Annotated in this window: 24 protein-coding genes and 1 other RNA gene; 10 read left to right on the top strand and 15 right to left on the bottom strand. The window is 64.2% G+C overall.

Annotated features, from left to right (window positions below):
- Positions 1-19: 19 nt before the first annotated feature.
- The 8 genes from AC0L23_RS02765 to AC0L23_RS02730 form a co-directional block, all read right to left on the bottom strand.
- A complete protein-coding gene (locus AC0L23_RS02765; protein ID WP_018454608.1) occupies positions 20-1,114 on the bottom strand; it encodes a tetratricopeptide repeat protein in 1,095 nt (364 codons plus the stop codon).
- Between the two features lie 8 nt (positions 1,115-1,122).
- Positions 1,123-1,797, bottom strand: a complete 675-nt coding sequence (locus AC0L23_RS02760) for a thiamine phosphate synthase (protein WP_018454607.1) — start codon at positions 1,795-1,797, stop codon at positions 1,123-1,125.
- Positions 1,798-1,800: 3 nt separating this feature from the next.
- The gene (locus AC0L23_RS02755) at positions 1,801-2,826 is read right to left on the bottom strand and encodes a class I fructose-bisphosphate aldolase (protein WP_085361604.1); all 1,026 of its coding nucleotides are present in this window, start codon (positions 2,824-2,826) and stop codon (positions 1,801-1,803) included.
- Between the two features lie 275 nt (positions 2,827-3,101).
- Positions 3,102-4,169 carry a class II fructose-bisphosphate aldolase gene (gene fba, locus AC0L23_RS02750; RefSeq protein WP_085361603.1) on the bottom strand — a complete coding sequence of 356 codons (1,068 nt, stop codon included), beginning with the start codon at positions 4,167-4,169 and terminating at the stop codon, positions 3,102-3,104.
- A gap of 67 nt (positions 4,170-4,236) precedes the next feature.
- Positions 4,237-5,433, bottom strand: coding sequence for a phosphoglycerate kinase (locus AC0L23_RS02745; protein ID WP_085361602.1), 1,197 nt, complete (start codon positions 5,431-5,433; stop codon positions 4,237-4,239).
- A gap of 152 nt (positions 5,434-5,585) precedes the next feature.
- Positions 5,586-6,593 (bottom strand): type I glyceraldehyde-3-phosphate dehydrogenase, encoded by a 1,008-nt coding sequence (gene gap, locus AC0L23_RS02740; RefSeq protein WP_085361601.1) that lies wholly within the window; start codon positions 6,591-6,593, stop codon positions 5,586-5,588.
- A gap of 147 nt (positions 6,594-6,740) precedes the next feature.
- Entirely contained in the window at positions 6,741-8,726 is a 1,986-nt protein-coding gene (tkt, locus tag AC0L23_RS02735; protein ID WP_085351770.1) for a transketolase, read from the bottom strand.
- A 185-nt stretch (positions 8,727-8,911) separates the two neighbouring features.
- Entirely contained in the window at positions 8,912-9,070 is a 159-nt protein-coding gene (locus AC0L23_RS02730; RefSeq protein WP_158091727.1) for a hypothetical protein, read from the bottom strand.
- Between AC0L23_RS02730 and AC0L23_RS02725 the strand changes: the two genes are divergently transcribed.
- The 5 genes from AC0L23_RS02725 (at position 9,039) to AC0L23_RS02705 (ending at position 11,553) form a co-directional block, all read left to right on the top strand.
- Positions 9,039-9,359 carry a DUF4164 domain-containing protein gene (locus tag AC0L23_RS02725; protein WP_026232773.1) on the top strand — a complete coding sequence of 107 codons (321 nt, stop codon included), beginning with the start codon at positions 9,039-9,041 and terminating at the stop codon, positions 9,357-9,359. The genes AC0L23_RS02730 and AC0L23_RS02725 overlap by 32 nt on opposite strands.
- Positions 9,356-9,739: a cell division protein ZapA gene (locus tag AC0L23_RS02720; RefSeq protein WP_007599950.1), complete on the top strand. Its 384-nt coding sequence runs from the start codon at positions 9,356-9,358 to the stop codon at positions 9,737-9,739. The genes AC0L23_RS02725 and AC0L23_RS02720 overlap by 4 nt, the downstream gene beginning before the upstream one ends.
- 48 nt (positions 9,740-9,787) lie before the next feature.
- Positions 9,788-9,947, top strand: a non-coding RNA gene (gene ssrS, locus AC0L23_RS02715) — 6S RNA.
- Positions 9,948-10,154: 207 nt separating this feature from the next.
- Positions 10,155-10,751: a 5-formyltetrahydrofolate cyclo-ligase gene (locus AC0L23_RS02710; RefSeq protein WP_085361600.1), complete on the top strand. Its 597-nt coding sequence runs from the start codon at positions 10,155-10,157 to the stop codon at positions 10,749-10,751.
- Complete coding sequence (locus AC0L23_RS02705) at positions 10,729-11,553, top strand: TIGR00282 family metallophosphoesterase (protein ID WP_085385086.1); 825 nt, start codon at positions 10,729-10,731, stop codon at positions 11,551-11,553. Before AC0L23_RS02710 ends, AC0L23_RS02705 begins: the two co-directional genes overlap by 23 nt.
- Before the next feature lie 190 nt (positions 11,554-11,743).
- Here the strand turns inward: AC0L23_RS02705 and AC0L23_RS02700 are convergent, their stop codons facing one another.
- The 5 genes from AC0L23_RS02700 to AC0L23_RS02680 form a co-directional block, all read right to left on the bottom strand.
- A complete protein-coding gene (locus AC0L23_RS02700; RefSeq protein ID WP_085351771.1) occupies positions 11,744-13,087 on the bottom strand; it encodes a c-type cytochrome in 1,344 nt (447 codons plus the stop codon).
- Positions 13,084-15,261 (bottom strand): xanthine dehydrogenase family protein molybdopterin-binding subunit, encoded by a 2,178-nt coding sequence (locus tag AC0L23_RS02695; protein WP_085385092.1) that lies wholly within the window; start codon positions 15,259-15,261, stop codon positions 13,084-13,086. Before AC0L23_RS02695 ends, AC0L23_RS02700 begins: the two co-directional genes overlap by 4 nt.
- 8 nt (positions 15,262-15,269) lie before the next feature.
- On the bottom strand, positions 15,270-15,734 hold the full coding sequence (locus AC0L23_RS02690; RefSeq protein ID WP_018454596.1) for a (2Fe-2S)-binding protein: 465 nt from the start codon (positions 15,732-15,734) through the stop codon (positions 15,270-15,272).
- 435 nt (positions 15,735-16,169) lie between these two features.
- Entirely contained in the window at positions 16,170-18,074 is a 1,905-nt protein-coding gene (locus tag AC0L23_RS02685; RefSeq protein WP_085351773.1) for a sensor histidine kinase, read from the bottom strand.
- A 367-nt stretch (positions 18,075-18,441) separates the two neighbouring features.
- Entirely contained in the window at positions 18,442-18,777 is a 336-nt protein-coding gene (locus AC0L23_RS02680) for a hypothetical protein (protein ID WP_083926372.1), read from the bottom strand.
- A 176-nt stretch (positions 18,778-18,953) separates the two neighbouring features.
- Between AC0L23_RS02680 and AC0L23_RS02675 the strand changes: the two genes are divergently transcribed.
- Positions 18,954-19,217 carry a hypothetical protein gene (locus tag AC0L23_RS02675; RefSeq protein ID WP_083926371.1) on the top strand — a complete coding sequence of 88 codons (264 nt, stop codon included), beginning with the start codon at positions 18,954-18,956 and terminating at the stop codon, positions 19,215-19,217.
- Complete coding sequence (locus AC0L23_RS02670) at positions 19,183-19,572, top strand: hypothetical protein (RefSeq protein WP_240543344.1); 390 nt, start codon at positions 19,183-19,185, stop codon at positions 19,570-19,572. Before AC0L23_RS02675 ends, AC0L23_RS02670 begins: the two co-directional genes overlap by 35 nt.
- Positions 19,573-20,311: 739 nt before the next feature.
- On the opposite strand, the gene AC0L23_RS02665 is transcribed toward AC0L23_RS02670, so the two are convergent.
- Together AC0L23_RS02665 and AC0L23_RS02660 are read right to left on the bottom strand one after the other, a co-directional pair.
- Entirely contained in the window at positions 20,312-21,736 is a 1,425-nt protein-coding gene (locus AC0L23_RS02665; protein WP_085361598.1) for a methyl-accepting chemotaxis protein, read from the bottom strand.
- Positions 21,737-21,845: 109 nt separating this feature from the next.
- A complete protein-coding gene (locus AC0L23_RS02660; RefSeq protein ID WP_085361597.1) occupies positions 21,846-23,594 on the bottom strand; it encodes a methyl-accepting chemotaxis protein in 1,749 nt (582 codons plus the stop codon).
- Between the two features lie 205 nt (positions 23,595-23,799).
- Here AC0L23_RS02660 and AC0L23_RS02655 point away from each other — a divergent pair, with 205 nt between their 5' ends.
- From AC0L23_RS02655 to ruvA, 3 genes are all read left to right on the top strand, one after another.
- Positions 23,800-24,546 carry a YebC/PmpR family DNA-binding transcriptional regulator gene (locus AC0L23_RS02655; protein WP_085361596.1) on the top strand — a complete coding sequence of 249 codons (747 nt, stop codon included), beginning with the start codon at positions 23,800-23,802 and terminating at the stop codon, positions 24,544-24,546.
- A gap of 71 nt (positions 24,547-24,617) precedes the next feature.
- Positions 24,618-25,145: a crossover junction endodeoxyribonuclease RuvC gene (gene ruvC / locus AC0L23_RS02650; protein WP_018454591.1), complete on the top strand. Its 528-nt coding sequence runs from the start codon at positions 24,618-24,620 to the stop codon at positions 25,143-25,145.
- Positions 25,142-25,759 (top strand): Holliday junction branch migration protein RuvA, encoded by a 618-nt coding sequence (gene ruvA, locus AC0L23_RS02645; RefSeq protein WP_018454590.1) that lies wholly within the window; start codon positions 25,142-25,144, stop codon positions 25,757-25,759. Before ruvC ends, ruvA begins: the two co-directional genes overlap by 4 nt.
- Positions 25,760-25,764 lie beyond the last annotated feature (5 nt).

Genomic DNA, 25,764 nt, shown 5'->3' with positions numbered 1-25,764 from the left:
CGGGGGCCTCAACGTCAAGTCATTTGGCCCCGAGCCATTTCCTGGCGGCGGCCTCGGCCTTGGCCCGGTCCTCGGCCGGCAAATCGGACAATTGCTTGTCCAGCTCCGGATCGCCCTTGCCGGAGGTCTTGGCCACCAGATGCCATTTGAAGCCCTCGACCTTGTCCACGGCCGTGCCCATGCCGTTGATCAGCACCCAGGCCAGCCGGTTCTGCGCGATCGCGCTGCCCTGGCGGGACGCCTTGCGGAGCAGGGCGACGGCCGCCGGCTGGTTCTTCGGCGTGCCTGTGCCGTTGAACAGCGCAATGGCGTATTCGACCTCGGCATCGACATTGTCGGTCAGCGTGGCGACCTGGAGCAGACGCACCGCCCGTTCCAAATCCTTCGGCACGCCAGTGCCTTCCTTGTAGAAGGTCGCGAGCGCGTATTGCGCCTCGGGCAGGCCGGCATCAGCCGCCTGGCGCAGCAGCTCGGCGGAGCGCTTGACGTCCTGCGGCAGGGTCTGGCCGTCGAGATAGAGCAGCGCGAGATTATAGGCCGCCTTGGGTTCGCCGAGCTTGGCGGCGGACGCCATCAGCTTGACCGCCTCATTTTTGTCGACCGGGCCGCCGCGGCCGGTCATCCTGAGCATGGCGAGCGCGAACATCGCTTCGCGGTCGCCGGCGTCGGAGGCGCGCTTGTACCATTGCAGCGCCTTGGTGTAGTCGCGTCGGATGCCCATGGCGTTGGAATAGAGCTCACCCAGCATGGTCATCGCTTTGGCATCGCCGGTTTCGGCACGGGCCGTGGCGAGTTCGAAGGCGGTCTTGTACTGGCCGCGCTGATAGGCGCCGTACACCAGATCGACGTTGGGGTTGTCGGTCGGCGGCGCCGGAATCACGGTCGCGGCCGGAGCAGGCTTTGGGGACGCGGAAGGTTTGGGGGAGGCTGAAGGTTTGGGTGCCGGCGGCGCTTCCTTCTTCTTGGTGATGGTGTGCGGCGTGGCCTTCGGCTTGTCTTTGGTTTTCTCGGCCGAAGCGCCCGGCGTTGCCACCGGCGGCGTGATCTGGAGCTGCGCGGCCGCGGGCGCCGTCAGCAGCAGCGTGGCCAGCATGATGATGCGCGGGAGCTTCATGTCGGGCGCTAGCCGTGCTCCTGGTCTGCAAGCGCAGTCGCATGAGCCTTCTTGATCGCAGCGTCGGCCTCGATCAGCGCAGCCTTGGGTCCGCGCGGATCGGCCCAGATGAAGTCGCCCACCAGCACGAAATCGGCGCCGCTGGCGGCGAATTCGTGGGCCTCCTCCAGCGAGATGGCAAAGCCGACGCAGGGCGGTTCGAACAGCTCGGCCCACCAGTCCAGCCGCTCAGCGATCGCTTGCGACGACGGCCGCTGGCCCTTTGCGTCGGGTTCGCCGAACAGCACGTAATCCGCGCCAATCTCGCCCGCATCCATGGAATGGTGCCGCGTTGTCAGCCCGCCAACGCCCGCGATGCGATCCGGCTTCAGCGATGGCAGCGCCTCTTTCAGCGCGGCGATGCCGGGCAGATGCGCGCCGTCGGCGCCGCCGCGTGCGACGAGCTCAGGATGGCCATCGACAAGCAGCGCCGCGCCCGCTTTCTGAGCCGGCGGCGCCAAGGCCTTGATCCGCGAGATCATGGTGCGCTGATCGGTCTGCTTCAGCCGCAGCAGCACGGCCGCGACATCGGCGGCGGCGAGCAGGCCGGGCAGCTCGGCCAGGAGCGAAGCGGGATCGTCGACGACAGGCGTCGCGAGATAAAGGCGCGGCGCCGGGCGCGGCGGAGGAGATTTGTTCGACAAGATCTAGGCCGCTTTCTGTTCCAGGCTGCTTTGCCATTCGCCTTTGCAGGCGAGGCCGTTCATGCGCGCGCGGTGACTGAATGCGCTTTGTCCGGCCGCGACGTTCTCGGCCTTGCCCGACCAGGCCTTCTGCGGCGCGGCCTGGAGTGCGCGACCATAGGAGAAGGTCAGGCCCCAGGGCAGCGGGCCGAGCTTGTGCATGGCGTTGAGATGCGCCGTTGCCTCTTCATCCGACTGGCCGCCGGAGAGGAAGGCGATGCCGGGCACCACCGCGGGCACGCATGCCTTGAGCAGCCATATCGTCTTCTCCGCAACCTCCTCGACGGAAGCCTGCTTCGCGCACTTCTTGCCGGAGATGGCCATGTTCGGCTTCAGCACCATGCCCTCGAGCGCGACGCGCTGCACGCGCAATTCCTGAAACGTCTTGTTGAGCACACGGCTCGTCACCTCATAGCAGCGATCGATGTCGTGATCGCCGTCCATCAACACTTCGGGTTCGACGATCGGCACGATCTGCGCGGCCTGGCACAGCGCTGCGTAGCGCGCCAGCGCGTGGGCGTTGACGCTGATCGCAGTCATGGAAGGGATGCCACTGCCGATGTCGATCACCGCGCGCCATTTGGCGAAGCGTGCGCCGCGCTCGTGATATTTCTTCAGCCGTTCGGCGAGCTTGTCGAGCCCGACGGTGACGAGCTCGCCCGGACACATCGGCAGGGCTTGGGTGCCTTCGTCGACCTTGATCCCGGGGATGGCGCCGCTGCTCTCGATCAGCTTGACCAGGGGCGTGCCGTCCTTCGCGTTCTGCCAGATCGTCTCGTCATAGAGGATGACGCCGGAGATGTAGCGGCTCATGGCTTCGTTCGAGCGGAACAGCATCTCGCGATAGTCGCGGCGGTTCTCTTCGGTCGATTCCACGCCGATCGCGTCGAAACGCTTCTTGATGGTGCCGGAGGATTCGTCGGCGGCAAGGATGCCCTTGCCGGGCGCGACCAGGGCGGTCGCGATCCTGTTCAGCTCAGTCAGATTCATCGAGATGTCCTCCCAAAACGATTCTGCCCTTGCCGGTGAAAATAGACCGTTCTCGGGCAAATGCCGAGTTAACGTTCGTCGCAGGGTAAGGGCTGGGGCAGCGTTGGGCCGGCCGGGCGACTCTTCACCTCGCCCCGCTTGCGGGGAGAGGTCGGATCGCCCTTGCGATCCGGGTGAGGGGGGTACAGGTCCCCCAGTCATCTCATCTGCCGAGAGAGCCCCTCACCCCAACCCTCTCCCCGCGAAGGGCGGGGAGAGGGGAAGGATAGAGCAGCTTACGCCACCTTCGGGGCGAGCTCGCCCTTGGCGTAGCGCTTGGCCATCTCGGCCGTGGTCAGCACCTTCTTGATCTTGGAGGCTTGGCCCGCGGTATTGAATTCCTGGAGCCGCTGCTTGCACAGCCTGGTCATCGCTTCCATCGCGGGCTTCAGGTACTTGCGCGGATCGAACTCTTCGGGATTGTCCTTGAGCACTTTCCGGATCTGGCCGGTCATCGCCATGCGGTTGTCGGTGTCGATGTTGATCTTGCGCACGCCGTTCTTGATGCCGCGCTGGATCTCGGCAACAGGCACGCCCCAGGTCGGCTTCATCTTGCCGCCATAGGCGTTGATGATGTCCTGGAGGTCCTGCGGCACCGAGGAGGAGCCGTGCATGACGAGATGCACGTTCGGCAGCTTGCGGTGGATCTCCTCGATCACGTTCATGGCGAGGATGTCGCCGTCGGGTTTGCGGGTGAATTTGTAGGCACCGTGAGACGTCCCCATCGCGATCGCGAGCGCGTCGACCTGGGTCTCCTGGACGAACTTCACGGCTTCATCCGGATTGGTCAGGAGTTGGTCGTGGCTGAGCTTGCCCTCGGCGCCGTGGCCGTCTTCCTTGTCGCCCATGCCGGTCTCGAGCGAGCCGAGCACGCCAAGCTCGCCCTCGACCGAGATGCCGCCGAGATGGGCCATGTCGGTTACGGTCTTGGTGACGCCGACATTGTAGCCCCAGTCACCGGGGGTCTTGCCGTCGGCCTTGAGCGAGCCGTCCATCATCACCGAGGTGAAGCCGGCCTGGATCGCGGTCATGCAGGTGGCCGGCTCGTTGCCGTGGTCGAGATGCACGCAGACCGGGATGTGCGGGTAGATCTCGGTCACCGCGTCCATCATGTGCTTGAGCATGACGTCGTTGGCGTAGGAGCGCGCACCGCGCGAGGCCTGGATGATGACGGGCGCGTCGACCTGGTTGGCCGCGTCCATGATCGCCAGCGCCTGCTCCATGTTGTTGATGTTGAAGGCCGGGACGCCGTAATCGTTCTCCGCCGCATGGTCGAGCAATTGACGCAACGTGATCCGAGCCATCTGTGTTTTTCTCCCGTTTGGGCCTGCAAGGCCACTGCTTGAAGGCGGCTGACGACTTGCCGACCGATTACTTGGTGCGCAGAACTTCGACGCCGGGCAGGGGCTTGCCTTCCATCCATTCAAGAAATGCGCCACCGGCGGTCGAGACATAGGTGAACTGACCGGCCACATGGGCCTGGTTGAGGGCTGCCACGGTGTCGCCGCCGCCCGCAATCGAGACCAGCTTCTTGGCCTTGGTGCGCTCGGCGGCATGCTTGGCGGCGGACATCGTGCCGCGGTCGAACGGCTGCATCTCGAACGCACCAAGCGGTCCGTTCCAGACCAGCGTCGCCGCATCGTCGATGGCGGCATGGACACGTGCGATCGACTGCGGACCGACGTCGAGGATCATGCCGTCGGCCGGGATCGCGTCGAGGCCATAGGCGTGCGACGGCGCGTTGGCCGCGAAATGATAGGCGACGGTAGCGTCGACCGGCAGGATGATGGCGCAGTTGGCGGCTTCGGCCTTTTCCATGATGCGCAACGCGGTCGCGGCGAGATCCTTCTCGGCCAGCGACTTGCCGATGCCGACGCCTTGGGCGTGCAGGAAGGTGTTGGCCATGCCGCCGCCGATCACGAGCGCGTCGACCTTAGTCACGAGGTTTTCGAGCAGGTCGATCTTGGTCGAGACCTTGGCGCCGCCGATGATAGCGATGACAGGCTTGGTCGGTGAGCCCAGCGCCTTCTCCAGCGCGACCAATTCGGCCTGCATGGTGCGGCCGGCATAGGCGGGCAGCTTGTGGCCGAGGCCTTCGGTCGAGGCGTGGGCGCGGTGCGCGGCCGAGAACGCGTCATTGACCCAGATGTCGCCGAGTTTTGCGAGCTCCGCGACAAAGGCCGGATCGTTCTTCTCTTCCTCTTTGTGGAAGCGGGTGTTTTCGAGACAGAGGATGTCACCGTCCTTCAAGCCGGCAACGGCCTTGACCGCGGGCTCGCCGATGCAGTCGTCGGCGAAGGCGACGGTCTTCTTCACGACCTTCGACAGCGCCTCGGCCACGGGCTTGAGCGAGTCCTTGGCATCGCGCCCTTTCGGCCGGCCGAAATGCGCGAGCAGGATGACCTTGCCGCCCTTGTCGGAGATTTCGGTGATGGTCGGCGCGACGCGCTCGAGCCGGGTCGCGTCGCTGACGCGGCCGTTCTCCATGGGCACGTTGAGGTCAACACGCAGCAGCACGCGCTTGCCCTTCACATCGACGTCGTCGAGGGTACGGAATTTGTTCGTCATCGGAGGCCCTTGTCCCGGGCGCACTGCGGCGCGTAGTGCCGCCGTGCAGAACCGGGACCCAAATTGCGGCGAGTCCCGCGGTTAGTTAAACGGGCCCCGGCTCTGCGACGCAGCGCTTCACGCTACGTCGCGTCCGGGACACGAGAGCGGAGTTAGATCACCTTCGACATCGCGACGGCGGTATCCGCCATACGATTCGAGAAGCCCCACTCGTTGTCGTACCAGGACATCACGCGCACCAGCGTGCCGTTCTGCACCTTGGTCTGGTCCATGTGGAATGTCGAGGAGTGCGGGTCGTGGTTGAAGTCGATCGAGACGTTCGGCGCGGTGGTGTAGCCGAGAATGCCCTTGAGCTGCTGCTCGGAGGCACGCTTCATCGCCTCGTTGATTTCCTTCGGATCGGTGGCGCGCTTGGCCACGATCTTGAGATCGACGACCGAGACGTTCGGGGTCGGCACGCGGATCGCGACGCCGTCGAGCTTGCCCTTCAGTTCCGGCAGCACGAGGCCGATCGCCTTGGCGGCGCCGGTCGAGGTCGGGATCATCGACATCGCAGCCGCGCGGCCGCGATAGAGATCCTTGTGCATGGTGTCGAGAGTCGGCTGGTCGCCGGTATAGGCGTGGATCGTGGTCATGAAGCCGGTCTCGATGCCGACGAGGTCGTTCAGCACCTTGGCGATCGGCGCAAGACAGTTGGTGGTGCAGGAGCCGTTGGAGACGACCAGATGTTCCCGGGTCAGCGTGTCGTGGTTGACGCCGTAGACGATGGTGGCGTCGGCGCCGTCGGCGGGCGCAGAAACGAGAACGCGCTTGGCGCCGGCAGTCAGATGCGCGGAGGCCTTGTCCTTCGAGGTGAAGATGCCGGTGCATTCCATCGCGATGTCGATGCCGAGATCTTTCCAGGGCAGCTTCGAGGGATCGCGCTCGGCGGTCACCTTGATCTTGTTGCCGCCGAGGCTGATCGTGTCGCCATCGACGGTCACGGTGCCGGGGAAGCGGCCATGGACGCTGTCGAAGCGAAGCAGATGGGCGTTGGTCTCGACCGGGCCGAGGTCGTTGATGCCGACGACCTCGATGTCCTTGCGGCCGGACTCGGCGATGGCCCGCAGGATGTTGCGGCCGATACGGCCAAAACCGTTGATTCCGACGCGGACTACCATGTTTCGTCTCCTTCAATGACCGTTGTCATCCCGCACAACGCGCTAGCGCGCCTGCGAGGGTTTTTTTAGGGCGGACGCCCGGTTCGGCCGGGCGGGGCTTGATCATATGGGAAGTTAGGTAGTCCTTTTTTTCGGCAATCTCAACTCTCAGGAAACGCGTTTCAGAACGGCGTTAACCGCGGCCTCGGCGGTAATGCCAAAGTGCTGGAATACCTTGTTGAGAGGGGCGCTGGCGCCGAAGGAGTGCATGCCGATGAACTCGCCATCCTGGCCGATCACGGCGTCCCAGCCCCAGCGCACGGCGGCCTCGATCGCGACCTTGATGGGGGCATTGCCGATGATCTCGTCGCGGCGCTCCTTTGGTTGCGCTAGCAGGAGCTCGAGCGAGGGAACCGAAACCACCCGGGTCGGAATGCCGCGCTCGGCGAGCTGCTTCTGCGCAGCCACCGCCATCTCCACTTCGGAGCCCGAGGCAAACAGCGTCGCCTTGGCTTCGCCCTGGGCGGCCACCAGCTCGTAGGCACCAAACCGGCAGGGGCTCTCGTTCGGTGCGGTGGTGCGCAGTTGCGGCAGGTTCTGCCGGGTCAGCGCCAGCACCGTCGGGCCGTCGATGCGGTTGAGCGCGAGCTCCCAGCACTCGGCAACCTCGATGGAATCGCACGGACGGAACACGCGCATGTTGGGAATGGCGCGAAGTGCTGAGAGATGCTCGACCGGCTGGTGGGTCGGGCCGTCTTCGCCGAGGCCGATGGAATCGTGGGTCATGACATAAACGACCCCGGTCCCCATCAATGCGGCGAGCCGCATCGCGGGCCGCGCATAATCGGTGAACACCAGGAAGGTCGCGCCGTTCGGCGCAAAACCACCGTGCAGGAAGATGCCGTTCATCGCCGCGCACATGCCGTGCTCGCGGATGCCGTAATGGATGAAGCGGCCCTTCGGCGTCTTGGCCGAGAACGCGGTTGCGGACTTCGCCTTGTTGTTGTTGGAGCCGGTGAGGTCGGCCGAGCCCGCCAGAAATTCCATCGGCATCGCGCCGGCAATCACTTCGATCACGGCTTCGGAGGATTTGCGGGTCGCCGCATTCATCGGCTTTTCCAGCAGCTCCTTCTTGTAGGCGCGCACCGCCTTCGCGAGCGCGGCCGGGCGCTCGTGGCGCAGGCGACGCTCGAACTCGGCGCGCTTGCGGCTGCCGAGTTCACCGAGCCTTGCTTCCCATTCCTGTCGTGCCGCCGCGCCGCGGCTGCCGGCCGCGCGCCAGGCCTTGAGCACGTCGTCGGGCACCGAGAACGGCTCCAGCGAAATGCCGAGATTTTCCTTGGCGGCCTTGAGCTCGTCGGCGCCGAGCGCTTCGCCGTGCACCTTGTTGGTGCCGGCCTTATGCGGGGCGCCGAAGCCGATGGTGGTGCGGCAGGCGATCAGCGTCGGCTTGTTTGATTTCTGCGCGCGCGTGATCGCGGCGGCGATTGCGGCCTGGTCGTGGCCGTCGATCTTTTCGGCGGCCCAGCCCGCCGACTTGAACCGCTTCACCTGGTCGACGGAGTCGGAAAGCGAGGTCGGGCCGTCGATCGAAATGCCGTTGTCGTCATAGAGCACGATCAGCTTGTTGAGCTTCCAGTGCCCGGCCAACGCGATCGCTTCCTGCGACACGCCTTCCATCAAATCGCCGTCGGAAGCGATCACATAGGTATGGTGATCGACAATCTTCTTGCCGAACTCGGCGGCGAGCATCTTCTCGGCGAGCGCCATGCCGACGGCGGTGGAAATGCCCTGGCCGAGCGGACCGGTGGTGGTCTCGATGCCCTTGGTGTGGCCGTGCTCGGGATGTCCGGGTGTCAGCGATCCCAACTGGCGAAAGTTCTTGAGCTGGTCGATCGTCATCTCGGGGCTGCCGATCAGATACAGCAGCGAATAGATCAGCATCGAGCCGTGCCCGGCCGAAAGCACGAAGCGGTCGCGGTCCGGCCAGTCCAGCGCGGCGACGTCGAATTTCAGGAATTGGGTGAACAGTACGGTCGCCATGTCGGCGGCGCCCATCGGCAGGCCCGGATGACCCGATTTCGCCTTCTCGACGCCGTCCATGGCAAGGCCGCGGATCGCATTGGCCATACGGTTGTGATCGACCTGCGTCATGTCTGAAAATCCGTCTGAAATGAGGCGCTTGTGGCTGGATTTGGCCGCGCCGGAAGGAGCCTTTCGGCCGCTGGGGTCGCGGCTGGGATAGCATCTCGGTTCCGACAGGCCAAGGCAATCAAACGCCGGTTTGGCCGCAAAAGTTGCTTAGCAGTGCATAGGTTTCGCGGCGGCGTTGCGATTCCCTAGCTTGCCACGTAAATTTCTGCTTCTAACCGCTTGCCGAACCGAGTCTTTTGCCGGACGGCAAGCCCCAGGAAAAGCCCAAAGGAAAACCCCAAGGGCAAGGCCACAGGTTCCGCCGCTGACTGCATGAACGATCGCGTATCCAACAGCTCTGCCATGACCGAGTCCTCGGCCGTCGAGATCGAGATCGCGACCCGCAGGCTCATGGCGGCGCTCGACTCGCTCGAAAGCGCGGTGGAGCGGCGGCGCGATGCCGATCGCGACGAGAACGAGCTCGCGGCGCGGATTCAGGCGCTCGGCGCGGACCGCTCGCGGCTTGCCGATGAGCTCGACGGCGCGCTGGTGAAGGCGCGCAAGCTCGAGCGCTCCAGCCGCGAGATATCCGATCGGCTGGATTCCGCGATCGTCACGATACGCTCGGTGCTCGATACCGGAGAGGACGGATGAGCCACATCAACGTCACCATCAACGGCCGGCAATACCGCATGGCCTGCGAGGAGGGCCAGGAGGTGCGGCTGCTCAAGCTCGCTGAAAGCCTGGAGACGCGGATCCAGTCGCTGCGCGGAAAGTTCGGCGAGATCGGTGATGCCAGGCTCACCGTGATGGCAGCGCTGACCGTCTGCGACGAACTGGTCGATGCCGGCAACCGCATCCGGACCATGGAGCAGGAGCTGACCGAATTGCGGGATTTCCGCAACGCCGCCGTCGAGCGCGCCCGGTTGACCCAGACCGCGGTCGTGAACGCACTGAACTCTGCCGCCGAGCGCATCGAGAAGTCGACCCAGGTCCTGAACCGGACCGTCGGCAACGGGATCGCCATCGGCTGATCGTTCACCGGGCTGGCGATTCGTCAGCATCGTTGTTACATTGCCCGAGCGGGGCTGCGACGCGCGTCAGGAGCCATTATCCCCGGGGCCTTATCGATCCTTTAGGGAACTGTCCCTGGCCGAGCCCGTGGGCTCGGACATATGGTGCCCACCTACTTTCGTAGGGAACTCCGGGATCGAGTGCTTCAACGGCGTTCGCGGCTTCGCACTTTTGTCTTTCTTCTTCTGGTTCGTACCCGTCGAAATTGCGTCCCCGACACGCTCGCGGTTCAGTCTCGGTGTCATGCCCCGGCTTGACCGGGGCATCCAGTACGCCGCGGCGTTGAGGTTCTAGCAGTGGCGTTTGTGGATACTGGATCGCCCGCCTTCGCGGGTGATGACAGCGGGACTAGTTCTGCCTCGGGGGAACACGCGCATGTCGAATTCAAAAGCCGAACTCCGTGCCAAAGCCCTCGCGGCGCGCGATGCGCTGAGCGAAAAGAAACGCATCGCCGCCGCCGCCAAGCTCGCCAAGCGCGGGCTGCCGTTCCAGCTTCTGCCTGGCAGCATCGTATCGGGCTATTCGCCGATCCGCAGCGAGATCGATCCGATACCGCTGCTGAAGAAGCTCGCCGAGCAGGGCGCCAGGCTTGCGCTGCCTTGCGTCACTGCGCGCGGCCAGGCGCTGATCTTCCGCATCTTCCATCCGAACGATCGCCTGATGCTCGGCCCGCTCGGCATTCCCGAGCCGTCGCCTGGGGCCGCTGAAGTCATTCCCGACATCATGCTGACGCCGCTCGCTGCCTTCGATCGTCTCGGCCATCGCATCGGCTATGGCGCGGGGCACTACGACCACACCTTCGCGCATCTGCGAAAAACCAAGACCATCGTCGGCATCGGGCTCGCTTTTGCAGCGCAGGAGATCAAGGCGGTTCCGGCACTAGCCCACGACGTGGCGCTGGATTATGTGCTAACGGAATCGGACGTATTCGATTTCCGGAGTTCTGAAGTTGCGCATTCTCTTCGTGGGTGATGTCGTCGGCCGTGCCGGGCGCAATGCCATCGCCGAATATCTGCCCGGCATGGTCAAAGACTGGTCGCTCGATTTCGTCGTCGTCAACGGCGAGAATTCCGCCGGCGGCTTCGGCATCACGGAAGCGATCTATCAGGAGTTTCTCGACGCCGGCGCCGACGCGGTGACGCTCGGCAATCACTCCTGGGACCAGCGCGAAGCCCTGGTGTTCATCGAGCGCGCGGAGCGCCTGGTGCGGCCGGCGAACTATCCGCGCGGGACGCCCGGCCGTGGCGCCGCGTTGGTCGAGACCAAGAACGGCAAGCACGCGCTCGTCGTCAACGCTTTGGGCCGCGTCTTCATGACCCCGTTCGACGATCCCTTCGCGGCCCTCGAGCGCGAGCTCGGCGCCTGCCCGCTCGGCATTGCCGCGGACGCCATCGTCGTCGACTTCCATTGCGAGGCGACCAGCGAGAAGCAGGGCATCGGCTTCTTCTGCGACGGCCGCGCCAGCCTGGTCGTCGGCACCCACACCCATGTGCCGACCGCCGACCACCAGATCCTGTCGGGCGGCACCGCCTACATGACCGATGCCGGCATGACCGGCGACTACGATTCCATCATAGGCATGCAGAAGGAGGAGCCGTTGCGCAGGTTCACCTCCGGGATCCCCTCAGGCCGCTTCGAGCCGGCAGCGGGCGCTGCGACGCTCAGCGGCGTTGCGGTCGAGACGGATGACGAGACGGGGCTTGCGCTCCGTATTGCGCCGGTGCGCGCCGGCGGCAGGCTGGAGCCGACGACGCCGAAATTCTGGCTGAGCTGAATTGCAGCGGCAGATCCCGCTGCACCTTCTCCCCTTGTGGGAGAAGGTGGCGCGAAGCGCCGGATGAGGGGTCGCTTCCGCGAATTCAAATGCGAGTTGGATGCGTGGAGACAACCCCTTACCCGGCTTCGCTTCGCGAAGCCACCCTCTCCTGCAAGGGGAGAGGGTGCAGCGTCAGTCGGCGCGAGAATTACTCCGCCGTCTGCTCCCGCAACTCCGCAACATCCTTCGCCGTCAGCTTCGAGCCCTTCGCGCCGAACCGCGCTGTCACGTAGTTCGCCACCGCCGCGATCTCGTCGTCGCTATAGGCGTTGCCGAACGCCGGCATCGACAGCGCGCCGTCCGGCGTGTCGCGCTTGGTGCCTGACAGCACGATTTGCGCGACGTTGGTGGCGGCGGGGTCGTTGACGGCCCAGGTGCCGGTCAGCGTCGCCATCGGCGAGACCGGGCTTTCGCCGCTCCAGCCATGGCAACTGGCGCAGGCGCTGGCGAACACCATTTTGCCGCGCGCATCCGCCGTGACGCCGTCCTTGTGCGAGGCGGGTGCGACGGGCGCGGTGATTGCGGGCAAGTCGGGCGAGGGCTGCGGCGGCACGCTGCGCAGATAAGCGACGATGCTGCTTATGTCCTCAGGCGCGAACTGGCTAAAGCTGTGGTCGACCGCTTCGCCCATCGGACCCGACGCCGAGCCGTGGCCCGGCGCATGGCCGAGCGACAGATAGGAGACCAGGTCCTCGTCGCTCCAATTGCCGAGGCCGGTGGCCTTGTCGGAGGAGATGTTGAAGGCGCGCCACCCCGCCGTGATCGCGCCTGCAAATTTCTTGCGGTTGTCCAGCGCAAAGCCGAGATTGCGCGGCGTATGGCATTCGCCGCAATGCGCCAGCGCCTCCACGAGATAGGCGCCGCGATTCCACTCCGGGCTCTTCGACGTATCAGGCGCAAAGCGCGTGTCCGGATTGAACACGGCCGACCAGAACATCATCGCCCAGCGCTGGTTGAACGGGAACGACAGCGTGTTCTCCGGCGACTTCGCACGCACCGCAGGCAGGCTGAACAGATAAGCCTTCACCGCCAGCACGTCCTCGTCGGTCATGTAGGTGTACGACGTGTACGGCATCGCCGGATAGAGCCGGGCGCCGTCGTGGCGCTTGCCGCGCTGGACCGCGTTGAGAAAATCCTGGTCGCTGTAATTGCCGATGCCGGTGTCCTTGTCCGGCGTGATGTTGGTGGAATAGAGCGTGCCGAACGGCAGCTTGAAGCCGAGCCCGCCGGAATAGTCCGTCCCGCCGGGCTTGGTGTGGCAGACCATGCAGTCGGCCGCCTTCGTCAGATATTCGCCGCGTTCGACCATGCCAGCCTTCTCGAGCTTGGCCGGCACGCCGGCCGGCTTGCCCGCGCGGTAATCCGCCAGCGCCACCTTGGTGCCGCCGGCAAAGTCGAGCGGGCCGGGGCCGCGGATGAACCAGAGGCCGAGTCCCGCCAGCACGATGGCGATCACGACCAGGCTTGTGAGGATACGCATCTTGCCGCTCATGCCTTTTTCCCCGCAGCCAGCAGTTTCCGATCGATTGGCAGGCGCCGCAGCGCAACGCCGGTTGCCGCGTAGATAGCGTTGCGCAGCGCCGGCGGTCCGGCATTGACACCGGCCTCACCGATGCCGCCGGGCGCCTCGCCGCTCCTGACGACGAAGACCTCGATCTTCGGTGTCTCATTGATGCGCATCATGCGGTAGTCGTGGAAGTTCGACTGCTGCACGCGGCCCTTCTCGATGGTGATCTCGCCATAGAGCGCGGCGGTGAGGCCGAACACCAGGCCTCCCTCGATCTGCGCCTTCACCGTGTCGGGGTTGACCGCGATACCGGTGTCGACCACCGAGACGATGCGGCGGAGCGCGATCTCGCCGATATCGTCGATCTCCGCTTCCACCACGGTGGCGAGGAAGCTTGCAAACGACGGTTGGACGCAGACGCCGCGGCCGACGCGCGGTGGCAGCGGTTGGCCCCAGCCGGATTTCTCGGCGGCAAGATTGAGCACCGCGAGCATGCGCGGATTCTTCGTCAGCATCGAGCGGCGGAATTCGACCGGATCCTTGCCGGCCTTGCGCGCGAGCTCGTCCATCGCGCATTCGACCGCAAACACGTTGTTGTTCGGACCGACGCCGCGCCAGAAGCCGGTGGGCACCGCCGGCGGTTCGGCGCGGACATATTCGACATGGAAGTTGGTGAAGTCGTAGGGTGCATCCACGGCGGCATCGACCGCGTCGATGTCGATACCCTTCTGGAACGCCGGCGGCAGCCAGCGCGCCAGCACGGCGGAACCGGCGACCTTGTACTTCCAGGCCGCGACCTTGCCGTCGACCAGCGACGCCGTGACCTGGTCGCGATAGACCGGACGGTAGACGTCGTGCTGGATGTCCTCCTCACGGGTCCATATCACCTTGACGGGATAGTCGACCTGCTTTGCGATCTTCACGGCGGCCACCACCATATCCGGCTCGAGCTTGCGGCCGAAGCCGCCACCGAGCAGATGCTGGTTGACAATCACCTTGTCGACCGGGAGGCCCGCAGCCTTCGCCGCCTCCGACTGCACGCGCGTCATGATCTGCGTGCCGGTCCAGATCTCGCAGGCATCCGGCCTGACGTGAACGGTGGCGTTGATCGGCTCCATCGAGGCATGCGCAAGGAACGGCAGTTCGAAGCTTGCCTCGAACCTGTCGCCGCTGGCGAGCCCCTTGGCGATGTCGCCGACCGATTTCGCGACCACGCCGTCCTTCTCGCTGGCGGCGCGCAGATGCTGCCAGACGTCCTTCGTGCTGAGCTTCGCGTTCGGTCCCTCGTTCCACTCGATCTTGAGCGCATCGAGGCCCTTCTTTGCGGCCCACATGTGATCGCCGATCACCGCGACCGCATCCTCGAGCACCACGACCTTGCGTACGCCCGCAATTTTGACCGCCGCGCTGTCGTCGACCTTGCCGACCTTGCCGCCAAAGACCGGGCAATTGGCGATCGCGGCGATCTTCATGCCGGGCAGGATCGCGTCGATGCCGTAGACGACCTTGCCATTGACCTTGTCCGGCGTGTCGAGCCGCTTCAGCGGCTGGCCGATGATGACGAAGTCCTTGGGGTCCTTCACCCGGACGTCCTTCGGCGGCGTTTGGCCCTGTGCGGCCAGTGCCAGTTCGCCATAGCCGAGCTTGCGGCCGCTTGCGGCATGCACGACCTCGCCTTTCGATGTCGTGCAGCTTGCCGGCTCGACCTGCCATTGCGCCGCTGCGGCCTGCACCAGCATCGCCTTCGCGCTGGCGCCGGCGGCGCGCAACGGATTCCACCAGGCGCGGATCGAGGTCGAACCACCCGTGGCCTGCAGGCCGAACGCCGGATTGGCGTAGAGCTTGTCGTTGGGCGGCGCGTGCAGCACCGCAACCTTTGCCCAATCCGCGTCGAGCTCTTCGGCCAGGATCATCGCAATCGAGGTATAGACCCCCTGGCCCATCTCGACTTGCGGCATCAGGAGCACGGTGCGGCCGGTGTCTTCGACCCGGATGAAGGCGTTCGGCGCGAATTTGCCGTCGGTCGTGTCCTTCGGCTGCTCCGGCTCGTTGACGGCGGCGCGGAGCGGCAGATGGAAGGCGAGCAGGAAGCCGGTGGCGAGACCGCCGGTCAGAACCGCACGGCGGGAGACGTCAGGAAGAGTCTTGTCGGTGATCATGGCGGACCTCACGACTGACGGCCGGAGGCGGCTTGCTTGATGGCCTCGCGGATGCGCACATAGGTGCCGCAGCGGCAGATGTTGCCGGCCATCGCGGCGTCGATGTCGGAATCGTCAGGGCTGGGCGTTGCCGCCAGCAGTGCCGCGGCCGACATGATCTGGCCGGACTGGCAGTAGCCGCACTGGATCACTTCGGCATCGAGCCAGGCCTTCTGCACCTTTGCGCCCGCTGGCGTGCTGCCGACATGCTCGATCGTGGTGATGGCGCGGTTCGCGACCGCGCTGACCGGCAAGACGCAGGAGCGGACTGCCTTGCCGTCGACGTGCACGGTGCAGGCGCCACACTGCGCAATGCCGCAGCCGAACTTGGTGCCGGTCATCCCAAGGACGTCGCGCAGCACCCACAGCAGCGGCATGTCAGGTGGCGCGTCGAACGATTTCGTTTCGCCGTTGATGGTGAGAACAGTTGCCATATGCATCCCCTTGCTCGCTCGATCGCTTGCGGCGATCTAGTCAGCGAATTTGCGCGCACAATAATCATATCGATGCGAAACGATGAAGCGTCGACATGTCCGGCAATGCATTTTTGCGCAGTGAGCGCGTCAGGCCATGACGTTCACGAATTTGTGCGGCGATCACTGCAGTAATTTTGGGCTAATTGATATGATAATCGTCATTTTCTGACGCATTTTGCTCACAAGCGTCATTGATGGCCACAGATGATCGTGCGAATGCGCAAAATCATGCGATGACGAAAGTCGTGCGATTGTGGAAGTCGATCGACGGCGCGATCAATTGCCGCGACTCATTGTTGTGCCCTCTCCCCTTGTGGGAGAGGGCAGCGACGCTGGTAGACGCAGGCTCATTCGGGTGAGGGGTCCGTCTCCGCGTACGGGCGCCGTTTTGGATCAAGCGACAAAGGGAAGCCTGATCGTGAACGAGGCACCGCCATGCTCCCGATTGCTCGCTGATATGAACCCGTTGTGTGCTTCGATAATGGTGCGCGCAATGGACAAGCCCATGCCCATGCCTTCCGCTTTACTGCTGTAAAACGGCTCGAAAACCTGTTTCAATTTGTCTTCTGGAATGCCGGGTCCGCGATCTGACACGGATAGCTCGGCGAATTGATCGACGCGCGCAGTCCGGATGCTGATAGTGCGGCTTTCGTGAGACGTGTCCTTCATAGCCTCGACCCCGTTCAGCACAAGGTTCAAAATGACTTGTTGAAGCTGAATGCGGTCGCCGAGGATCGGTAGCGCATCGGGCGTGATCACGTTGACCATTTCGAATTTTCGGCTGACGGTTAGCGCCAAAAGAAATCTGACCGTCTCTTGCACAACCTCATTGAGGTCCAGTTGCTTCAATTCGAACGGCGCCTTTTTTAGGAGGCTGCGCATCCTGCGAATGACCTCGGTGGCACGCCGGTCATCCTGTAGAATATCGTTCACAATTTCCCTGAGTTCAACGACATCGGAAAGTGCAGCGATATCGGGACGCTGCGATTGCAGGATCGCGGCTGCGGTTTCGGCGTTCGTCAGAATAGACCCAAGCGGCTGGTTGATCTCGTGAGCAATCGAGGCGGTCAGTTCGCCAGCGGTCGCGAAGCGATTAACGTGGGCGAGTTCAGTCATGCGCTGTCGCGACTGTACTTCGGCGAATTGACGACGGCGATGCTCACGTAGCAGGATAGCAATAAGCCCGGCTTGTATGAGAAAAACCGCGACGACGGATGCGATCAGCCATAAATACCGTTCCCACACCGATGGCTCGCGGAAGTAGACCGTGCTGCCGGGCGGCAGGTGGCTGTCGCTGATCCCGAACCGCTGCATTTGCCGCCAATCGAACCTTGGCAGCTCGAATTGGCTGGGTGCGACCTTTACGTCGCCAGCTTTTTCACCGTTTAGAATACGGATTGCCGCCGCGGCTGCGATAGTCATGCCCTTCTCAGTCGAATGCATGGAGCCGCCGACAATCGAGCCATCAAAAAATCCGTCAAGATAAGAAAATATGGGAGCATTGGCGGCAGCCGAGAGCCTGTGCAATGCGGCAGCGCCCTCATGTGTAACACCCGCCGCATCAACGCTCATCAGATGCCAGAAGATGGCGCTGTGAGGTGGAAGATGTGCCGCGTCTTTCAGGATATCTTCAAATGACAGCTTGTTATACCATCGTAGTTCAACCCGCCCGCTGAACGGTGCGAGTTCTCGCTCCAATACCCCTTGCCAAAATGTTTCATTGGGCGAAGCCCCATTCACGACGGCGATCACTTTCGTGTCGGGCAACACCTTCAGAATAGTTTCGATGGCGGCAGGAAAATTATGAGCCGCAGCGGCCACGGTGTCATACTCGGTCAGCTTGTCGTATTGGACCCGTCGCGCCTCGACGGAAGTAAACATCATGGGTGTCTTGGGGAAAAGCTGAGCGCGATACCGCTGCACAAACTCGGCAGCTGGCGCACCGAGGGCGACAATGAGGTCGGGAGGTTTGGCCCCGTACAATGCTTGGAGGTAACCGATAAAGGGTGCGAGCGCCTTGTCGTCGTCCACACGGGCGCTTAGCAGCGAGTGGTCCTGAAAGTCGATTGGGACTTTCGATTGCTTGATCATTTGGGGGCGAAGAAACTCAGCGAAATCGGTCCACGGTTTGAAGCGGAGGCCGAATGATTGCAGCATCAAAACGCGCTTGGGCTCAGGATCAGCCGCCCGACCCGGCCCCAGTGTTGCCAGCAACAATGCGACGACCAGCGGGGCGGCGAAGGTCCGCCTGCAAAAGGATCGCCAGGATAGTGAGAACAGGCAAAACCGCATTGCCATCCTAGTCCCCTCGGTCCCGGAGCCTAATGGCACGGCCGAATGTTTAATAGGCCGAAAAACGGCTGTCGGCGGCTTGGCCGGGGAGAGCGATCAGGACTGGACCCAGCGGCAGCGGACCGCAACGATTCCGGGGACAATGAATTCCAGCCGAAATCTTGGTTTTACTGCACGCGCTAACGGTGGCTGAAAGTTGAAGCTCGGGGTTCGCCCGAGCTTCAACAGGAGCAAGCCATGCGAAGCCCGAAGCCGTTCACCGTCTATCAGCCGGTCCCGGCTAAAGCCCGAAGCCCGCTCTTCGCCGTTCACGCCTATTCGCTCGATCAGGCGCGGACTTGAGCGCGAGGCGATGGAAGTCGCGGTCGACGGGTTAATAGGCGCAAATATAGTTTCCGTAAGCATCGTAGCAACTGCGGCGGTACGCAGCAGTGCCAACGGCAGCCGCGCCTACCGCTGCCGCTCCCACACCGTAGCCCCGATAGCCGTAGCCGCGATAGCCGCCCCGGTAGCCGTAGCCCCGGTAGCCTGCGCCGCGCACCGCAACAGCGCCGCCGCCTCGCGGTCCTCGAACTGCGACCGCACCGCCGCGATAACCGCCGCCACCCCGATAGGCACCTCCGCCGCGCCGAGCCTCGGCATCATCGGGGATCAAGCAGGCGGTGAGCAAAACGAAAGCGGCAAGAGAAGCAAGAATGAAGCGGAGCATGACAGAAACCCTTCCATGAATTCCTTAAGCCCCGCTCGCGAGATTGCGGCTCTCTCCGCGCAGGAGCTTGATGTAGATCAATCGAACCCGCCCACTGCGGCGACTACGCTATGTTCTGCCGCACCTGAGAAGGGCGATGAGCCTCAGTTGCGCAAGTTCCAAGAGAGAGGTCCGCCATGCATCCGAGCAAGCATCTTTCGATCAGGTCAGCGACTGTTGCCGGGATTGCTGCCAGCGCCCTGTTGGGCCTTGCAGGTCTCACGCTCAATCCAGGCCCAGCCAATGCGGTCGTGTATTGCCAATACACTGCCTACCCAGCGGGTTGCGTTGCTCGGGCAGGCGTCGTGCTCAGGCCCCGCCCGGTGGCGCGCGCCGCAGTCCGTCATAACGCCGGCGGCAATGCGAATGGTGGCGTCAATCGTGTCGGAGCCAGGCGGTAAAGGCCGGTTTCGCAAGCCAGGAAGAAGCCGCCATCGCCTCGTCCCGGTGGCGGCTTTGCTTTGTCTGGCGGGGATAGGCCACCGTACCGACGGGGCGGCTTTAGGCATGAAACACACTTGGTACGTCACTTTTGAAGTGCCGCTGGATGGCACACTGTCAAGACGGCGACATCCGCGGCTAACCAACACGTTTGAAAGCGAAGCAGCAGCCAAGGATTTTGCGCGAACCAAATTCAACGACGGACTGATCGTCAGTGCAGGGACTGTCATCCCTCACTTTCCGAGAGTGTCGATCCCATCGGCCGAAATCCCAACGTGGCTCGAAGCACCGAACCAAGTTGATCCAGATCAATAACTAGGCCACCGACGCTGGTGACATGCTCTAAGGGGCAGCAACCGGGAGCCTGACCATGAATGAACGTTCGGAGCCGAAACAGGTCTGTCGTCGCAACGCACTAACCTTCCTTGGATACGCAGGGGTGTTTGGGCTTGTGGTTTCGTCCTCAATTTTGGCGGCCTCAGAGGCTGTTGCTCAAACCACTGCGCCAGCCGCCGCGCCTACCACGCCGCCAGCGGACGCGCCGAAGTCAGGCACAGAACGCCGCCAGGAGCGGCGCAGCGGGCGAACAGAGCGCCGCCAGGAACGCCGCACGGGACGCACAGAGCGGCGCCAAGAGAGGCGTACGGGACGCGACGAGCGACGGGACGCTCGCGACGGCACCCCGGCCGCCACGACGACCACCGAGCAAAAGAAGTAGTCCGTTCATTGCCAAGCACAGCTACCGGGCCGCCCAAGCGTAGGCCCGGAAGGCCGTACAGCGCGCGGCCAGCGCCGTCTACGGAAAGCGGGGCGGGGCTATGGAAATCGGCTTCTCTCGCGAGGGGAGAGGAGGAGGGGTGGAGATTTCGGAATAATAGCAGTATACGCCTGTTTTGCCCGACGGCGCAAGCGCTTCAGAGGCGCCTGGATCGACGGATTCATCTGGCGCTTAAGCCGTTGATTCTACTCGCCCCGGCTACTGTGCATGGGGTTGTTTTCGAGGTTTTTGATTCAGGGAGGCCATGCGCCCGCCGCAAGCGCGTCGCGACGACCCTCAGCTCTGCCGAAAGCCCATCCGGAAGGCGCCCCAGTGCTTGCCGCGGATCATGATCGGCGAGGACAGGTCCTTCATCAGCACGAACTGCCCGCCGCCCATGTCGCGGCGATAGGTCTGCAGCAGGAACGGCTTGGTGTTGGCCGCGGCCTTCTGCACCGCGCGATCGGTGAACAGGCGGCGGTTGCGGCAATTGGCGTTATTCCAGACCGGGTCCTTGCCCTGCGGCAGGCGGTAGTTCGGGTTGTGCGTCGGCAGATAGCCGCCCTTGGCCCAGGCGACGCAGAACACGATGCGGGGATCGGATTTCTGGATCGGGTCCTGGATCGGGGGCAGCACGCGGTCTGTGAAGTCGACATAGTTGGTGTTGTACTGCTTGGGATCGGTGCCGGGGATTTCCCGATAGTTCTCGTCCATGAACTGGTCGAGCGTGATCTCGCCGCGGCCGATGGCGGCTTCGAACTCGTCCGAGATCCGCTTTGCGGTCTCGACGACAATTCGGATCAGCGGCGCATCCGATGTCTCGACGCCGCTGTCGGCGATCAGCGCAATCAGCCCTTCGGACGTGTCGAGCAGTTTGGTCACGCGTTGATCGGCGTTCTTGAGATCGCGTGAGGAGAGGTCGACGCCCTTGGCGAGCTCGTTGAGCTCGCTGATGACGGTGTCGCAATGTCCGAGATTGGAGGTTGCCGCGCGCGTGACGCTGCCGATCTCGGCTTCCACGGAGGCGAAGCCCTGCTGGACCCGCGAGATGATGCCGGAGATCCGCTGGGCGCCTTCGCCGGCCGTCTTCGCGCGCTGCGAGGCATCGCTGCTCTCGCCGATCAGACCTTCGATCTGGCCGTCGAGATCGCGCACGGTGTCGGAGATCTGGTGCGTGGCCTGGCGGGTGGCTTCCGCGAGGTTCTTGACCTCGCTTGCGACCACCGCGAAGCCGCGGCCGGCATTGCCGGCGCGTGCCGCCTCGATGGTGGCGTTGAGCGCGAGCAGGTTGGTCTGCTTTGCGATCGCCTCGATCGAGCCGGACACTTTTGCCACTTGTGCCAGCGCGGAGCCGACGGCGCTCAAGCGCGCCTCGATCCGCTCCACCGCTGCAACGAGCTCGGAGATGTGGCTCACCGCGGCATCGACTGCGCCGCGCGACTGCGCGATCTCGCCCACCGCCGCTGACGTGGTCGTTTGCACCGCCTGTGACGCATTGGCGATGTCGTGATTGGCCGACACCATCGTTTCGGCAGTTTCCTGGAGGTGGTGGAAACGTTCCGACTGGTTCGCGACGCGGCTTGCGACTTCCTGGACGTTGCCGGCGATGTCAGCGAGTTCCACGCCGAGTCCGCCGATGCGGTCGGCGAGCTGATCGATCAGCCGTTCGGCAAGCGTTCGGTTGGAGCCAGTGTCCAGTACTGCAAGTTGTACGACGGACATGTCTTGAGAGTCCTCCAGTCAGAGCCGTTCGCCGGCTCTCCGCGGCATTCCCATTCCAATATCGATCTTAGGAGGTGATTCGCGCTTTGGCGTCTTGCCTGAGCGCGCACTAGAGCTTGTAGGCCGTCCTGAATCCGCCCCAGTGCCGGCCTTGCACGCGGATCGGAACGTCGATCTCGCGCATCATCACCGTATTTCCGTTGCCCATGTCGCGTGCATAGCTCTGCACCAGATACGAGCGCAGGTTGCGCGCGGCAGCCAACCCCGCCGGATCGTTGAACATCCGCCGGTTGCGGCTGTTGGCCGTGTTCCAGGCGGCATCACCCGGCCGCTGCGGGTGCGAATAGATCCTGTTGTGCACCGGCAGGAAGCCGTTGCGATCGACCATGGCGCAGAATGCCATGCGCGGGTCCTTCGCCAGAAAGGCTTCCTGGAACGCCGGCAGCGCGCGGTCGGCCCAGTCCAGATATCTGGTGCGGTACTGCTGCGGATTGGTTCCGGCGATTTCGGCATAATCGGTGTCGAAGAGGTCGTCGATCTTCACCTCGCCGCGGGCAACCGCCTGCTCGAAGATCGCGGTCAGCGCGTTACCCGCCTCCATGGCGCGGGTGACAAACTCCGTGTTCTCCTCGTGGATCGACCACAGCCTGTCCTCGATCTTCTCGCGGAGCTCGTCATTGGGACTAACGAATTGCGCGCGGGCACCGGCCTTGGATTGCTCGACCACGCGCAGGCGGCAGGCGCCGACGCCTTCGAGGGTGCCTTCGACCATGGCTTGCGATGCAAGGCGGCCCGCGTCCGCGCCGCCGATCAGCACGCCGTCCATCGCTATCTCGTAGACCGGCAGCACGCCGCGGGCGGTTTTTAGCTTGAGATGGCAGGGCAGCCGCTCGGTCTTGCGGCGGTCATCGTGCTCGCTCTGGCGGAGCAGCACGGCGCAGCGCGATTTCAGTTTCTGTGCGAAGGCGGTCACGGCCTTGCCTGCGCTGGCGACGCTCTCGCCGTGGCTCTCGGCCGCCTTGGTCGCAGCATCGATCTCGGCTGCGCTGTCGCCGACCGAGATGATGAACTGCGACGCGCTGGTCGCGTTGCCGGAGACTTCGCTGGTGGTGGCGTTCTGTTCGGCGACCGCGCCGTTGACGGTCTCGAACACCGGGCGGATGGCCTCAATCGCCTGCGAGATGCGGTGCACCGCATCCGCGGAGCCGGCGGCGTCGCGCTGCAGCGCGTCGATCTTCTTGGTGATTTCCTCCGTCGCGCCCTGGGTCTGCACCGCGAGTGCCTTGACCTCGGTGGCGACGACCGCAAAGCCTCTTCCCGCAGCGCCCGCGCGCGCGGCCTCGATGGTCGAGTTGAGCGCGAGCAGCGTCGTCTGCCGCGCGATCTGTGCGATCAGATTGACCACGTTGCCGATGGCGGCCGAGGATTCGCGCAAGCGATCGACATTGGCGCGGGCTTCCTGTGCCGCGGCGCTGGCCTCGTCGGCGAGCTTGCCGGCCTCGCGAACCTGCGCCCCGATGCCCAGCGCCGACTGGGTGAATTTGTCGGCGGCATGGGCGAAGGTGGAGGCATTCGATTGCGCGGCGTTGGTCCGGCCGGTCAGGGCGTCGGTGCGGTCGCGGATGGCGGCAAGTGTCGTGGCGGTCGCCTCGGCGCCGCCGGCCACCGAATTGGCGGCGCGCTCGAGCTGGCGAATCATGGCGCCCAGTTCGAGTTCCAGCAGTTCCAGGATTTCCTTGGCCGAATCGCTTTCGACGGCCGCGGCAGGCTCGGAATGGGCCGCCGGCTGCGCAGCCTGCGGGGCAGCCGCAGGTGCAGCCATGTCCGGCAGACGCTTCCGAAATAGTCCGAATGCCATCAGGTCTCTCTTGTCGCGGGACGGTCGGAGGCTATTTTCGCAGGCTGGAATGAAATCAGGGTTAACGATGCCTGACATCTAGGCACGGGCCCGTACGGTGTTACCTTAAAGTCGTAGAGCCTCTTTCTTTCCAAGGGGGTGGCGGCCTATAAGGCCGCGCTTCCCACGCTCACCTTGGCGCACGAGTCCCTAGAGAAGATCACGCATGGCCGGACATTCCCAATTCAAGAACATCATGCACCGCAAGGGGCGGCAGGATGCCCAGAAGTCGAAACTGTTCGGCAAGCTGGCACGGGAAATCACCGTCGCGGCCAAGCTGGGGACGCCCGACCCCAACATGAACCCGCGCCTGCGTGCCGCCATCACCGCGGCGCGCCAGGAGAACATGCCGAAGGACAATATCGAGCGCGCCGTCAAGAAGGCGCTCGGCAGCGACAGCGAGAATTATGACGAGATCCGCTACGAGGGTTACGGCCCAGGCGGCGTTGCCGTCATCGTCGAGGCGCTGACCGACAATCGCAACCGCGCGGCTTCCGACATCCGCTCCTTCTTCACCAAGTCCGGCGGCAATCTCGGTGAAACCGGCTCGGTCTCCTTCATGTTCGACCGAACCGGCATCGTCGAATACGACCGCAGCATCGCCTCCGACGATGCGGTGCTGGATGCCGCGATCGAGGCCGGCGCCGACGACGTGATCTCGAGCGAAGGCGGCCACGAGATCTACGCCTCGACCGAAGGCTATCGCGACGTCGCCAAGGCGCTGGAGGCCAAGTTCGGCGAGCCGCGCAAGGCCGCGCTGATCTGGAAGCCGCAGAACACGGTCGCAGTCGACGACGAGACGGGCGAGAAGCTGCTCAAGCTGATGGACCTGCTCAACGAGCACGACGACGTCCAGCACGTCTACGCCAATTTCGAGGTGTCGGACGCGCTGCTGGCGAAGATGGGCGGGTAGGGGGGCACTTCCCCTGTTACTTCCGTTCTGTTTCTGTTTCCCCCACGGCGGCCAGCCGCTATCACTGGCTCATGACGACGCTCCCGATTCGTGGCCCCGTTCGCATCATCGGCATCGACCCTGGCCTGCGCCGCACCGGCTGGGGCGTGATCGAGGCCGAGGGCAACCGCCTGATCTACGTCGCCTGCGGCTCGGTGGAGCCGCCGGACGATTTGCCGCTGGCGAGCCGGCTGCTCGCGATCCATGAGGGGCTCGCCGCCGTCCTGTCCAGTCACAAGCCGATGGAAGCCGCGGTCGAGCAGACTTTCGTCAATAAGGACGGCGTCGCGACGCTGAAGCTCGGCCAGGCCCGCGGCGTCGCCATGCTCGCGCCTGCGATGTTCGGCATCAGTGTTGCCGAATACGCGCCGAACCAGGTGAAGAAGACGGTGGTCGGCGCCGGCCACGCCGACAAGCAGCAGATCGCGATGATGCTCAAGATTTTGCTGCCGAAGGCCGATCCGCCGTCCGCGGACGCCGCCGACGCGCTCGCCATCGCCATCACCCATGCCCATCATCGCCAGAGCACCGCGCTGCGGCTGAAGGTGGCAGGCTTATGATCGGCAAGCTCAAGGGCCTGATCGATTCCTACGGCGAGGATTTCGTCATCCTCGACGTCGGCGGGGTCGGTTATCAGGTGCATTGCTCGACGCGCACGCTGCAGCATCTGCCCTCGCCGGGCGAGGCCGCCGTGCTGTCGATCGAGACCTATGTTCGCGAGGATCAGATCAAGCTGTTCGGCTTCCGCAGCGATCAGGAGCGCGAATGGTTTCGCCTGCTTCAGACCGTGCAGGGCGTCGGCGCCAAGGTCGCGCTCGCCGTGCTCGGCACGCTTGGGCCGTCCGACCTCGCCAACGCGATCGCGTTGCGCGACAAGGCTGCGGTGGCGCGCACGCCGGGTGTCGGCCCCAAAGTCGCAGAGCGCATCGTCACCGAGTTGAAGGACAAGGCGCCGGCCTTTGCCAATGTCGATCCGGCGGTCGTGCACCTCGCCGGCGCCGTCGACGACCAGCGCGCGCCACGGCCCGTGGCGGACGCGATCTCCGCGCTGGTCAATCTCGGCTACGGCCAGCCGCAAGCTGCCGCGGCCATTGCATCTGCATCGCGCAGCGCGGGTGAGAATGCGGAGACCGCGCAGCTCATTCGCCTTGGCCTGAAGGAGCTCGCGAAGTGAGCGAT

Source organism: Bradyrhizobium sp. MI1.4 (assembly GCF_055811315.1).
The sequence above is the reverse complement of the archived record's forward strand: the minus strand, read 5'-3'. Positions and strand labels throughout refer to the sequence as shown.